Origin of the sequence: Tritonibacter scottomollicae (assembly GCF_003003215.1) — a bacterium.
GTDB lineage: Bacteria > Pseudomonadota > Alphaproteobacteria > Rhodobacterales > Rhodobacteraceae > Epibacterium > Epibacterium scottomollicae.
The window spans coordinates 174,891-187,814 of record NZ_PVUF01000003.1 but is presented as its reverse complement, the minus strand read 5'-3'; the positions used below and the strand labels follow the sequence as shown (position 1 = coordinate 187,814).

8 protein-coding genes and 2 tRNA genes are annotated in these 12,924 nt (G+C 62.2%); 5 read left to right on the top strand and 5 right to left on the bottom strand.

Annotated elements, in window-relative coordinates:
- Positions 1-12: 12 nt before the first annotated feature.
- Complete coding sequence (locus CLV89_RS22770; protein WP_207796895.1) at positions 13-597, bottom strand: hypothetical protein; 585 nt, start codon at positions 595-597, stop codon at positions 13-15.
- Between the two features lie 195 nt (positions 598-792).
- Here CLV89_RS22770 and CLV89_RS06865 point away from each other — a divergent pair, with 195 nt between their 5' ends.
- The 3 genes from CLV89_RS06865 to ptsP all read left to right on the top strand — a co-directional run bounded on the left by CLV89_RS06865 (position 793) and on the right by ptsP (position 6,205).
- Complete coding sequence (locus tag CLV89_RS06865; RefSeq protein WP_106162901.1) at positions 793-2,241, top strand: TrkH family potassium uptake protein; 1,449 nt, start codon at positions 793-795, stop codon at positions 2,239-2,241.
- Between the two features lie 136 nt (positions 2,242-2,377).
- Positions 2,378-3,616 (top strand): aspartate kinase, encoded by a 1,239-nt coding sequence (locus CLV89_RS06860; protein ID WP_106162900.1) that lies wholly within the window; start codon positions 2,378-2,380, stop codon positions 3,614-3,616.
- Positions 3,617-3,967: 351 nt separating this feature from the next.
- Positions 3,968-6,205, top strand: coding sequence for a phosphoenolpyruvate--protein phosphotransferase (gene ptsP / locus CLV89_RS06855; RefSeq protein WP_106162899.1), 2,238 nt, complete (start codon positions 3,968-3,970; stop codon positions 6,203-6,205).
- A 454-nt stretch (positions 6,206-6,659) separates the two neighbouring features.
- On the opposite strand, the gene CLV89_RS06850 is transcribed toward ptsP, so the two are convergent.
- From CLV89_RS06850 to CLV89_RS06835, 4 genes are all read right to left on the bottom strand, one after another.
- Positions 6,660-6,733, bottom strand: a tRNA-Cys gene (locus CLV89_RS06850).
- Between the two features lie 345 nt (positions 6,734-7,078).
- Entirely contained in the window at positions 7,079-7,624 is a 546-nt protein-coding gene (locus tag CLV89_RS06845; protein ID WP_106162898.1) for a YaeQ family protein, read from the bottom strand.
- A 348-nt stretch (positions 7,625-7,972) separates the two neighbouring features.
- A complete protein-coding gene (locus CLV89_RS06840) occupies positions 7,973-9,685 on the bottom strand; it encodes a thiamine pyrophosphate-binding protein (protein WP_106162897.1) in 1,713 nt (570 codons plus the stop codon).
- 233 nt (positions 9,686-9,918) lie between these two features.
- Complete coding sequence (locus tag CLV89_RS06835) at positions 9,919-10,662, bottom strand: CbiX/SirB N-terminal domain-containing protein (protein ID WP_106162896.1); 744 nt, start codon at positions 10,660-10,662, stop codon at positions 9,919-9,921.
- Positions 10,663-10,843: 181 nt separating this feature from the next.
- Between CLV89_RS06835 and CLV89_RS06830 the strand changes: the two genes are divergently transcribed.
- Together CLV89_RS06830 and CLV89_RS06825 are read left to right on the top strand one after the other, a co-directional pair.
- Positions 10,844-10,917, top strand: a tRNA-Gly gene (locus CLV89_RS06830).
- 179 nt (positions 10,918-11,096) lie between these two features.
- Positions 11,097-12,899, top strand: coding sequence for an ABC transporter transmembrane domain-containing protein (locus CLV89_RS06825; RefSeq protein WP_106162895.1), 1,803 nt, complete (start codon positions 11,097-11,099; stop codon positions 12,897-12,899).
- Positions 12,900-12,924 lie beyond the last annotated feature (25 nt).

Sequence of the window (12,924 nt, the reverse complement as noted above, 5' to 3'; positions counted from 1 at the left end):
GGCTTGGGCTGGCTATGCGCTGGGGCGGCAGATGAAAATGTTTCGGTCGGTTGCGGCCCTGACGGCAGAGGCGCCACAGCGGCAATTGCACCTGACACAGGCGTTGCTGAAAATGCAGCAGGAGTGGATCAGCGGGCTGCCTGGTTCGCTTTCGACGGTCACCAAGGCTGTCTCGGCGCGGGCTGCAACACAGTCCTCCAGACAGGCTTCAGCAACAGAGGCCGCGCCGTCCCAGACTGCGCCTGCCGATGTCACCGCACCCGCCACCACAAAACCGAGGGCGAAAAAGGCCGCTGCGCCGCGCAAGGCCCCCGCCCGCAAGAGCGCAAGCGCGACGAAATCTGGCGTGCGAAAGGCTGCTCCGGCGGCAAAAACATCCTCCGCCAAAGGCGCTGCATCAGCCACCGCCGCTGCCGCAAAGCCCGCGCCCGTCAAATCCGCGCCTGCGCCATCAGCAAAGCCCGCCGCCCGAAAGCCCGTTGCGGCCAAACCTGCGCCAAAGGCGGAAGCGTCCGTTGCGCCGAACACGAAGTCGGTGTCTTCGTCAAAGCCGAAAGCGCCGGAAGGCGCGCTGGCTGAGCGACCCGCGTCGGGCAATGGTGCTGCGACCAATGCTGTGCAACATGACGCGCGCGCCCCAGAACATGGCGCCAAACCGCCGCGCCGACGTCCGCGCGCGCCCGCCACTCCGCCGGTGATGCCGGAGGCCAGTGCGGGGAAGGGCGGAACAAACGACGAGTCGTGATCGCTTTGGCTTGACAGTCTGACCGGGGCTTGCCAACGCTTCGCGTCATGTTGGATCTGCGCCCGGTTGGATATGTCATTGGCCTTCTTGTCACCATTCTGGGCGGCATGATGGTCTTTCCGTTTCTCCTTGACCTCTATGATGGTCAGGGGGAGTGGCCGGTGTTTCTGGAAAGTGCCATTTTCTGCCTGCTCTCGGGCGGTCTTTTGGCGTTGTCCTGCGCCAATGGGGTGGGGCGCGGGTTGTCGATCCGCCAGACCTTCTTGCTCACTACATTGGTCTGGGTCGCGCTGCCCTTCTTCGGGGCGCTTCCGCTGATGCTGGGGGCCACGGAACTGAGCTTTACGGATGCGTTTTTCGAGGCGATGTCGGGGCTGACCACCACCGGCTCCACCGTGATTTCCGGCCTGGATGAGCTGCCGCGCGGGCTGTTGCTGTGGCGCGGCATCCTGCAATGGCTGGGGGGCATCGGTATCATTGTGGTCGCGATGGTGTTCCTGCCCGAGCTGCGGGTTGGTGGTATGCAGATCTTCAAATCCGAAGCCTTTGACACCATGGGGAAAATCCTGCCGCGCGCGCAGGAAATCGCCAAGCAGATCTCGGTCATCTATCTGGTGCTGACGATGGTCTGCGCGCTGGTTTACACGGTGCTGGGCATGGGCCCCTTCGATGCGGTGGTGCATGCGATGACCACCGTGTCCACCGGCGGGTTTTCCAACTATGATGCCTCTTTTGGTACCTTCTCCGGCCCGGCGGAATATGCTGCGTCTTTCTTCATGGTGGCGGCGGCGCTGCCCTTCGTGCGTTATGTGCAGATGGTGAACGGCCACATGGTGCCGCTGTTCAAGGACAGCCAGATCCAGACCTTTCTCGCCACGATCACGGTGCTGGTTCTGGTCACCGCAGGGGTGCTGGTCACGATCTTTCCGCATCACCCCGAACAGGCGGTGCGCGAGGCGCTGTTCAACATCATCTCCATTATGTCAGGGACCGGCTATGCCAGCGTGGACTACATGCAATGGGGGTCTTTCCTGATCATGCTGTTCTTCTTCATCGGGCTGATCGGGGGCTGTGCGGGGTCGACCGCCTGTTCGGTGAAGATCTTCCGCTATCAGCTGCTGTTTGCCTCGATCCGGGTGCAGGTGCAGCGGATCCGTTCGCCCAATGGCATCTTCGTGCCGCGCTATCAGGGACGGGCGGTGACGCCGGATGTTCTGAGCTCGGTGATCTCGTTCTTCATGTTCTTTGTCATCACCATGGGCATCGTGGCCTGGGCGCTGGCACTGACGGGGCTGGATTTCATCACCGCGATCTCCGGTGCGGCAACGGCGGTGGCCAACATCGGCCCCGGTCTGGGGCAGACAATCGGCCCGGCCGGCAACTTCGCGCCGCTGAATGACACGGCCAAATGGATCCTCGCCATCGCGATGCTGATCGGACGGCTGGAACTGATGGCGGTCTACGCCATCCTGACGGTTCGTTTCTGGCGCAGCTGAGGTCGCATGCAGACAATGCTTGCGCAAATCGCCGGGGTGCGGGCAAGAAACGGCGCCGCCCATCTTGCCCTTGCTGGGACGCTCGCCTAGAAACGCGCGAACCTTAACCCCGCAAGCGGAGGGAGTCTCAGGCCCCATGCCCCTACTTGTGATGAAATTCGGTGGCACATCTGTCGCCAATCTCGACCGCATCCGCCGTGCTGCCAAACGTGTCGGCGTTGAAGTGGCAAAGGGCTATGACGTGATCGTCATCGTCTCCGCCATGTCCGGCAAGACCAACGAGCTGGTGGGCTGGGTTGGCGAGACCTCTCCGCTCTATGATGCGCGCGAATATGACGCCGTGGTCTCCTCGGGTGAGATCGTGACCGCTGGTTTGATGGCGCTGACCCTGCAGGAGATGGACGTGCCGGCGCGCAGCTGGCAGGGCTGGCAGGTGCCGCTCAAGACCAACTCCGCCCACAGTCAGGCCCGGATCGAGGAAATCGGCACCGAGCATATCAACGCCAAGTTTGGCGAGGGCATGAAGGTCGCAGTGGTTGCGGGCTTTCAGGGCATCAGCCCCGAGGGCCGGATCACCACGCTGGGCCGGGGTGGATCGGACACCACCGCGGTGGCCTTTGCGGCGGCCTTTGGCGCCGAGCGCTGCGACATCTACACCGATGTGGACGGGGTCTACACCACCGACCCGCGGATCTGCGACAAGGCGCGCAAGCTCGACAAGATCGCGTTTGAGGAAATGCTGGAGCTGGCGTCCTTGGGCGCGAAGGTGCTGCAGACCCGCTCTGTTGAACTGGCGATGCGCTACAAGGTGAAGCTGCGCGTGCTGTCGAGTTTCGAAGAACAATCCGACGAGGCCGGAACCCTGGTCTGCGACGAGGAGGAAATCATGGAATCCAATGTTGTCAACGGCGTTGCCTACTCTCGTGATGAGGCCAAGCTGACATGCCTGTCGGTGGCCGACCGTCCCGGCATCGCGGCGACCATCTTCGGCTGCCTGTCGGATGCGGGGGTCAATGTGGACATGATCGTGCAGAACATCTCGGAAGATGGCCGCACCGACATGACCTTCTCCTGCCCGACCGATCAGGTGCAGCGCGCCGAACTGGCCCTGAACGCGTTCAAGGACAAGGGTGAGCTGAACTACGCGGAACTGGTGGCCGACACCGGCGTGGCGAAGATCTCCGTGGTCGGGATCGGCATGCGCTCGCAATCCGGCGTTGCCGCCAAGATGTTCAAGGTGCTGTCGGATGAGGGCATCAACATCAAGGTCATCACCACGTCTGAGATCAAGATTTCCGTGTTGGTCGACCGCAAGTACATGGAGCTGGCCGTGCAGGCGCTGCATGACGCGTTCGAACTGGACAAGGCCAGCTGATCCGATCACCAGCACGAGACTTGAAACGCGCCGGAGCTGAGCATCCGGCGCGTTTTTCGTGAAGGGGGGCAATGGCTGCGTTGGCCCGCGTGCAATGCGGTGGTGCAGCCCGGTTTTTTCAGCCTTTCATGGGGGCGCCGCTCCGGTGAGCAGGAGGTGTAACCCTGCGTGTCGCAGACGTAAAACCACTTGCCAGCGCCCGGAGCAGCCGACACATTGCCAAAGACCACCAATGGTCTGCGTGAAGAGTGTTGATGCGTATGAGCGTCATCTGTTATTCCGAGCGCCGGGCCCAGCCAAACATCTGTCAGGCACCGCGGTGGTCTAAGGAAAACCCGAGAAAGGGCGAACATGGTTGAGAACACGGAATCCGAGAGCAGGAAGCTTCTGGTTCGTCTGCGCGAGGCCATGGCGGGAGATGACGCCGGGCAGGCGCGCCTCGACAAGATCACCCAGCTGATTGCCGACAGCATGGGCACCGAAGTGTGCTCCATCTATCTGTTTCGCGACGAAGAAACGCTGGAGCTTTGTGCCACCGAAGGGTTGAACCGCGAATCCGTGCACCAGACCCGCATGCGCGTCGGCGAGGGGCTGGTGGGTCGTGTTGCCCGCACCGGCAAGGTTATCAACACACCCGACGCGCCCAGTGCGCGGGGCTTTCGCTACATGCCGGAGACTGGCGAAGAGCGGTTCTCTTCCTTCCTTGGCATCCCGATCCAGCGGTTGGGCGAGATGATGGGCGTGCTGGTGGTGCAGTCCAAGGAAACCCGAGACTACTCTGCCGATGCGGTCTATGCGCTGGAAGTGGTCGCCATGGTGATCGCAGAGATGACCGAGCTGGGCGCCTTCGTGGGCGAAGGCTCCGCCATGTCGCCGCTGCACCAGCACTCGGTGCTGCTGAAGGGGATTACCGGCCAGGAGGGCGCAGCGGAGGGCCATATCTGGCTGCATGAGCCGCGCGTGGTGGTGACCAATCCCTTTGCTGATGATCCGCACCGCGAGTTTGAGCGCCTGCAAGAGGCGGTGGACGAGCTGCGCGTTGGCGTCGACAAGATGCTGCAGGTCTCGGGGGGGAATAAGGAACAGGCCCAGGTACTTGAAACCTATCGCATGTTCGCCAATTCCAAGGGCTGGATGCGGCGCATGGAAGAGGACATCGCGCGCGGTCTGAGTGCCGAAGCGGCGGTTGAGAAAGAGCAATCGCTGGCGCGCGGTCGCATGGCGCAGGTGCAAGACGCCTATCTGCGCGAACGGCTGAGCGACCTTGATGACTTGTCAAACCGGCTGCTGCGCATCCTGACTGGGCAGGGCAAGGACACCGGGGCCGAGCTGCCGGAGAACCCCATTCTGGTGGCCCGCAACATCGGCCCGGCGGAACTGCTGGAGTATGGCCGCAAGCTGAAAGGGGTCATCCTGGAGGAGGGCTCCGTCGGTTCGCATGCGGCGATCGTGGCGCGGGCGCTGGCGATTCCGTTGGTGGTGCGGGTGGGCCGGATCACCACCGAAGGGCTGAACGGCGATCATGTTCTGGTCGATGGCGATCACGGCGCGGTGCATCTGCGCCCCGATGATCCGGTGGTCAGCGCGTTCCGTGACAAGATCGCGATGCAGGCGCAGGCGCAGGAGCGCTACACATCCATACGTGAGAAACCTGCCGTAACCAAAGATGGGCAAACGGTTAATCTGCTGATGAATGCGGGTCTCATGGCCGACCTGCCATCGTTGGAAAACTCTGGTGCGGAGGGCGTGGGGCTGTTCCGGACCGAGTTGCAGTTTTTGGTGCGCAACCAGATGCCGAAACGGTCAGAGCTGGTGGTGCTCTACCAGCGCGTGATGGAGGCGGCGCGTGGCAAGCGGGTGGTGTTCCGTACGCTGGACATCGGGTCAGACAAGGTCTTGCCCTACATGAAGCCGCAGGACGAACCCAATCCGGCGCTTGGTTGGCGCGCAATCCGCGTTGGGTTGGACAAACCCGGCGTCATGCGCATGCAGTTGCAGGCCCTGATCCGGGCAGCCAACGGCGGTCCGCTCACCGTGATGTTCCCCTTCGTGGCGCAGTTCGAAGAATACCGTCAGGCGCGTCAGGAGGTCGACAAGACCATTGAGCGCGAGAAGCGGCTTGGGCATGTGCTGCCATCAAGTCTGGAAGTCGGGGCGATGTTGGAAACACCGTCTTTGGGATTCGCACCGCTTCGTTTCTTTGAGGAAGTGGATTTTCTGTCGATCGGCGGCAATGACCTGAAGCAGTTCTTCTTTGCTGCCGACCGCGAGAACGAGCGGGTGCGCAAGCGCTATGACTCGCTCAATGTGAGTTTCCTGAGCTTCATTGAACGCATCGTGGAGCGTTGCGATATCTCCGGTACACCGCTGAGTTTCTGCGGCGAGGATGCGGGCCGCCCGATCGAGGCGGTCTGTCTGGCGGCCATGGGTATCCGCACCCTGTCGATGCGCCCGGCCTCGATCGGCCCGGTGAAGTCGCTTTTGCTGCGGGTGGATCTGGCTGAGCTGCGCAATATCATCTCTGACGCGCGCCATCGCGGGGATCAGACCGTGCGACCGGCGGTCATGGAGTATCTACGCGGCCTCTGACGCCGCCTCTGTGTGTTTGTCGGCTTGCCGCTTATCACGGCGGGGTCGCATTTGCGCTCGACACGCATCACGCTGTTGAGCGCCAGTCAAATTGCAGAGGGCGCACGTCAGGTTGGGTGGATTTCAGATGGGGTGCCTGGACGGTGAGGCGCTTTAAGTACATCAGAACAAGACCAACATTGCCTTGCAGCTTCCTTGCACGGCATCCCTGAAAGCCACGCTGGATAGGGCAAATGACAGCTTGCCCACGATGCCGCATCTCTCATGTCATTTCTCACGCGCGCCGAAGGATCTGCGATGGACTGCCACGCGATGGCGTGGGTGACGCGCGGCAAATCATGAAAGCGAGACAGGCCGCAGACAAACGCAGGTGAACGAAGCCGGACCACAACAAGAACCCGATACCGTCAGTGGTACCGAGGAAGCGAAAGAATGCATAAGTTATTGAAAGTGTTGGAGGCGAGTACCGGAATCGAACCGGTGTTCACGGATTTGCAATCCGCTGCGTCACCACTCCGCCAACTCGCCTAAGCCGCTGTGGTTGCGACTAGTTAGGTGATTCCGAGAGGAAGCGCAAGAGGCCTAGCGCACTGTTTGCCATACATTCCCTCGCAGCAAAGAGGGGCCGTTAAGCGCCCAGCGACGTGGGTCCTGTAGCCATCCCGTGACGGGCGGGACATGTGTCCGCTTCAGTTCCTCGACACCGCGACAGACCACACGCTCACAGGGCGCCGCCGTGCTCAAGAACACGGTGAAGCGACCTTACACGCCTCTCTGCAGGCACGGCGATCATTGCGACGCAGTGCAGACCGGCGCGCTGTCGAGTTTGGCGCGCAGCTTGGGTGGTTTGATCTGTCGGTGAGCGCAGCGAACCTAGGCTGCGCCTTTCCATATGACGGGGTTCAGATAGACGAGGCTTTCACCGCAGCTGACCATGACCTCACCATCCTGAATATTGACCTGCAGCTTCATCGACCGGCTGGCCAGCTCTGCCAGGGCAGCGGTGTCGGCCTCCGAAAGATTGATGACGTGCAGGTTATCGAAACGGGTGGTGGCGTTCTTGACCTTGTCCCACCACACTTCGGCTGTCCGGCCGCCGTAGGGGTAGACAATCACACTCGACGCCTTGCTGCAGGATTGCCGCATGACCTTCTCGCTGGGCAGCCCAAGCGCCACCCACAGATCGATTTCACCACTCAGGCTCTTTTGCCAGATGTCGGGCTCGTCATCCGTGGACAACCCTTTGGTCAGTTCCAAATGCTCATGTGCATTCAGAGCAAAGGCGACAAGGCGGACCATCAATCGCTCATCAGTCTCCGAGGGATGCTTGGCCACCGTTAGTTTATGGGTCTCGTAATAGTGGCGATCCATGTCAGAGACCGACAACTCTACTTTGTAGATGGTGGCATTTTGCGCCATGATTTTTCTCAATACGTTCTGAAATCGGGCTGCGGACCCCGGAGTGCGCTGCGTATCCCGTCCGGCCCTCTATGGGAAGTCGATATAGCGGTGGCAGTCGACAAAGCATGCGGAGCTGTGGCGAGAGGGGCCGGTTGCGTTTCGCGGTGCGGATATAGCGGTTGGCGCTGTTTGGGGAGACTCAATTTATCCTGCCGAAGGAAATTCTGGTCCTGCGTTGTGTCGATCTCGTGCTGCGGGTGATTGTGTTGCTGCTCAGCCTAGGGGGCGAATACGGCGCACATGACGCGGCACGCGGTGCCACGTCATGCGAGGGTTCTAAGTCAAGCAGGGCATTCAGCCGGATGCTTACTCCGCTGATTTTGCTTCACCTTCTGCACGCACGGCAGACAGAGACTGGTTCGGCGTCAGGGCCTCGGGGTCGACGACGATCTCGATCAGATAGCCGCCCTTTGAACTCCGCGCCCGCTCCAACGCGGCCGGGAAGCCGTCGGTGGACAAGACCCGCTCTCCGGCAATGCCAAACGCGGCGGCATAGGCGACAAAATCCGGGTTCACCAGCTGCGTTGCCATCACCTTGCCCGGGTGGTGGCGCTCCTGGTGCATGCGAATTGTGCCATACATGCCGTTGTTGACCACCACGTAAATCACGTCGGCGCCGTGCTGGGCGGCGGTCGCCATTTCCTGCGAGGTCATCATGAAACAGCCGTCCCCGGCCATCGCCACCACTGTCCGCTCCGGGTGCTGCAGCTTGGCCGCCACCGCCGCCGGCACCCCGTAGCCCATGGAGCCGCTGGTGGGGGCAAGCTGGGTGCGATAGGCGCGGTGCTGATGGAAGCGATGCAGCCAGACCGTGTAGTTGCCCGCGCCATTGGTGTAGATCGTATCCTGGGGCAAGGCCTCACTCATGTGGCGCACCACTTGGCCCATGTTCACATCGCCCGGCACATCGGTCGGTGTCTGGAAGGCCAGGTAGTCGGCCCGCTGCGCCTGTCGCCAATCGGACCAGACATCTGCTCCATCCGGACCGGTGATGGCGTCCGCGGCATCAAAGAACAGCTCGGGATCGGATTGGATCGACAGGTCCGGCTGGTAGACCTGGCCGAGCTCTTCCGCGCCGGGATGCACATGCACGAACGTCATCTGCGGATGCGGAATATCGATCAGCTCGTAGCCCTGTGTGGTCATCTCGCCCAGCCGCGGACCCACCGCGATCAGCAGATCAACCTCTTCGCGCAACCGCTTGCGAAGGTTGGGAACCGGGGCAATGCCAACCGCTCCGACGAAGTTGTCGTGCCCGTTGTCGACGTAGTCCTGACTGCGAAAGGACGTGGTGACGGGAAGGCCCAGTCGCTCCGCAAAGGCCAGCGCCTTGTCAGCACAGCTTTTGCTCCAGGACGGGCCGCCCACCATCAACATCGGTCGTTTTGCTTTGGCGATCATGGCTTGCAGGGACGCGATGTCCTGTGCGTGCGGCGCGGGCCGGGGCCGGGGTGTCGGGCGCAGATCCTGTGCATGGACCTCATCGGTCAACATGTCCTCGGGCAGGGCCAGCACCACGGGGCCGGGCCGCCCCGATTGCGCGATTTTCCACGCGCGAGCCATGTATTCCGGTATGCGCGCTGCATCATCAATCTGGGCCACCCATTTGGCCATTTCGCCAAACATGCGACGATAGTCGATCTCCTGAAACGCCTCGCGGTCCATCATGTCGCGGCCGACCTGACCGATCAGCAGGATCATTGGCGTCGAATCCTGAAACGCGGTGTGCACCCCGTTGGAGGCATTGGTGGCCCCCGGACCGCGCGTCACCGCACAGATGCCGGGGCGCCCGGTCAGCTTGCCATAGGCATCTGCCATGTTGGAAGCACCGGATTCGTGGCGGCAGGTCACGACATTGATCGCGTCCTGATGGGCATGGAGCCCGTCCAGCAACTCCAGGTAGCTTTCTCCGGGGACGCAATAGATCGTGTCCGCTCCCAGGATCTGCAACTGGTCCGCAAGAAGTCTGCCACCGCTGCGAAGGGGGGTGGCGTTGGGCTGTGCTCTGTCGCTGGACATCTGTTGGTCTTCCTCTCCTGATCGCGGCGATCATATCCAAAGCGTGCCCGAGGCAAAGGCCTAGTCCTTGAGAAAACGACAAATTCACGGCTGGTCAGTCAAATTGACGCAAACCCTTGGTCGCGCCCGTCAAAGCCCTCGGGCGGTCCGGCAGCACAGGCACGATGTCCGAGGATTTTCATCACGGCACAGTTCTGTCACGGCACAGACCGCGCGGCCGCGCGTCGGCCGGTTCAGGGCAGTTCGGTGTCCGTTTTTGCGGGGGACGCCGACAGCTCCGCCGTCTCAGCCCGGCAAATGGCCTGTGCAATCAATGCAGGCACGCCGGGCAATGCGCCGAGAACCGGCAGAAGGTCGCCTTTGAAATCCGCCTGTGCCAGCGCCTCCGGGATGTCATGCCGGACATGCGCGCCGGATTGCGCAAAAAACGGCAGGCAGAGGGATCGCGTCCCAAGCGGGCGTGCTGCGGCGTCGACAAAGGGCGCCTGTTCCACAAATCCTGTCGTCAGTCTCAATCCGGGCAGGGCAGGGCGCAGGGTTGCCGCAAATTTTTCCGCCGCTTCGGCCGCCTTTGGTCCACGGGCAGAGCCATGGGCCGCAAGCAGTACTTCGGTGTCAGTGACGTCCCAGCCGCGGGTTGCAATCGCGTCTTGCAGCGCAGTCACCGTGAGCGCGGGCAGTGCGGGGTCAAGTCCGAAGGGCGTGGCCATACGATAGCGCCAGCCCGCCAGACGTTTGGGCAGCACCTTGCCGGTGAACCAGCCGCGCGCCATGAAGAACGGATAGATCACCGCACCGTCCTCTGGCATTGCGGCCTCCAGAAACCCTTTGGACGACAGCGTAGCAGAGCGCACCTCCCAGCCCGGCAGGTGATCCTGCACCGCGGCGGCAACTGCGGCGAGATGGATCTCCGGCGGGGGCGGGGCGGAGGGCTGACCATGCGAGGTCAGAATGGCGATGCGCGGATGTGCTGTCATGGGCTCCGTGGGAAAGGCGTTGGCGTCAGAGGTCTGAACCTAGGGCGGGCGGCAGCCGCAGGGAAGGGGCAAGTGCGGGTCTCTTGTCCTGGCGAAACGTGTGTCACGCCATCTGTCGCAGAAAAACTCCGCATAAGTGGTTGACGGCAAAAAGTCCTTCACATAGACCACACGATACGAAGCGGGTATGGTGAAATGGTATCATAAGAGCCTTCCAAGCTTAAGGTGCGGGTTCGATTCCCGCTACCCGCTCCAAATTCTCTCCCCACTTGCTAAATCATCGTGGTTTCAAATGGTTGCTGCGCGCTCCTGCGGCGATTGTTCCCACTGTGCGACCCAATGCAGCCTTGACCTGCCTGTGAGGCAAGGCCATGACACGAGGCGGCAATGGCGCAATGCGCGCCAGACTTCAGGCGGCGAGCAAAGGAGCGCTCATGGCACGACGTGCGGTGAAAACCCAAGGCGGCAACGAAGAGCGTGAAGGCTCCCGCAAGATCGGGGTGCTGAAGGCACTCTGGCCGTTCATGCGCCCCTACAAGACCATGATCTTCGCGGCACTGGCGGCCCTGACCCTGACTGCGGGCGTCTCTCTGTCGCTGCCGCTGGCGGTGCGCCGGGTGGTGGACAATTTCCGCATCACCGATGCCGCGCTGCTGAACCAGTATTTCACCGCCGCGATGGTGATGGCGGCATTGCTCGCGGTTGGCACCGGTCTGCGCTACGCGTTGGTCACCAAGCTGGGCGAGCGGGTGGTGGCCGATATCCGCAAGGCGGTGTTTGATCGCATCATTGGCATGAGCCCGGCCTTCTTTGAGCGGATCATGACCGGCGAGGTGCTGAGCCGGATCACCACGGACACCACTCTGATCCAGTCGGTGCTGGGCTCTTCTGCCTCGGTCGCGCTGCGCAACCTTCTGATCTTTCTCGGTGGTCTCGTTCTGATGCTGTTGACCTCGGCAAAACTGACGGCGCTTGTTTTGCTGATCGTGCCTGCGGTGATCGTACCCATTCTGGTGCTTGGACGACGTCTTCGGGTGATCTCGAAGGAGAATCAGGACTGGATTGCGGCCTCCTCCGGCAACGCGGGCGAGGCGCTGAGTGCAGTGCAGACCGTGCAGGCCTTCACCCACGAAGATATGAGCCGCGCGCATTTCTCGGATATGACCGAGACCGCATATGACGTGTCGCGCCGGCGTATCCAGACCCGCGCCTGGCTGACGGTGATCGTGATCTTCCTGGTGTTCTCTGGCGTGGTAGGCGTGCTGTGGATCGGCGCCAACGATGTGCGCTTTGGCGACATGACCGAAGGCGCGCTGGTGCAATTCGTGATCTATGCCGTGATGGTGGCAGGCTCTGTCGCGGCGCTGTCGGAAATCTGGAGCGAGCTGCAACGCGCCGCAGGGGCGACGGAGCGTCTGGTAGAGCTGTTGCAGGCCGAGGACAGCGTGACGGACCCCGCAGCCGCACAGGTGCTGGCCGAGCCGGTGCGCGGCGAGCTGACCTTTGACAACGTGTCCTTCACCTATCCGTCGCGTCCCGACACCTCTGCGCTGGATCAGGTGCAGCTGACCATCCAGCCCGGCGAAACCGTGGCCTTTGTTGGTCCGTCCGGGGCGGGCAAGACCACGATCATCCAGATGATCCAGCGGTTCTATGATCCGCAGTCTGGCGAGGTGCGTCTGGACGGCGTGCCGCTGACGGCGCTTTCGCGCGGTGAGTTCCGGCGTCATATTGCCATGGTGCCTCAGGATCCGATCATCTTTGCCGCCACCGCGCGCGAGAATATCCGCTTCGGCCGCCCGGACGCCAGCGATGCCGAAGTTGAGGCCGCCGCAGAGGCCGCGGCCGCGCATGACTTCATCATGAAACTGCCCGAGGGCTATGACGCCTATGTGGGTGAGCGTGGCGTGATGTTGTCGGGCGGGCAGAAACAGCGGATCGCGATCGCACGTGCCATCCTGCGCGACGCACCGGTCTTGTTGCTTGACGAGGCGACCTCGGCACTCGACGCCGAGAGCGAAGGTCTGGTGCAGGCCGCCTTTGAGGATCTGAGCCGCGATCGCACCACCATCGTGGTGGCGCATCGCTTGGCGACCGTGAAGAAGGCGGATCGCATTGTGGTGATGGATCAGGGACAGATCGTGGCGGTGGGCACCCACGACAGCCTTGTGGCCGAAGGGGGGCTCTATGCCCGTCTCGCGCGGTTGCAGTTCACCGATGGTCAGGCCGTGGCCTGAGCCCGGATTTGCCTGCGCGCCGTCT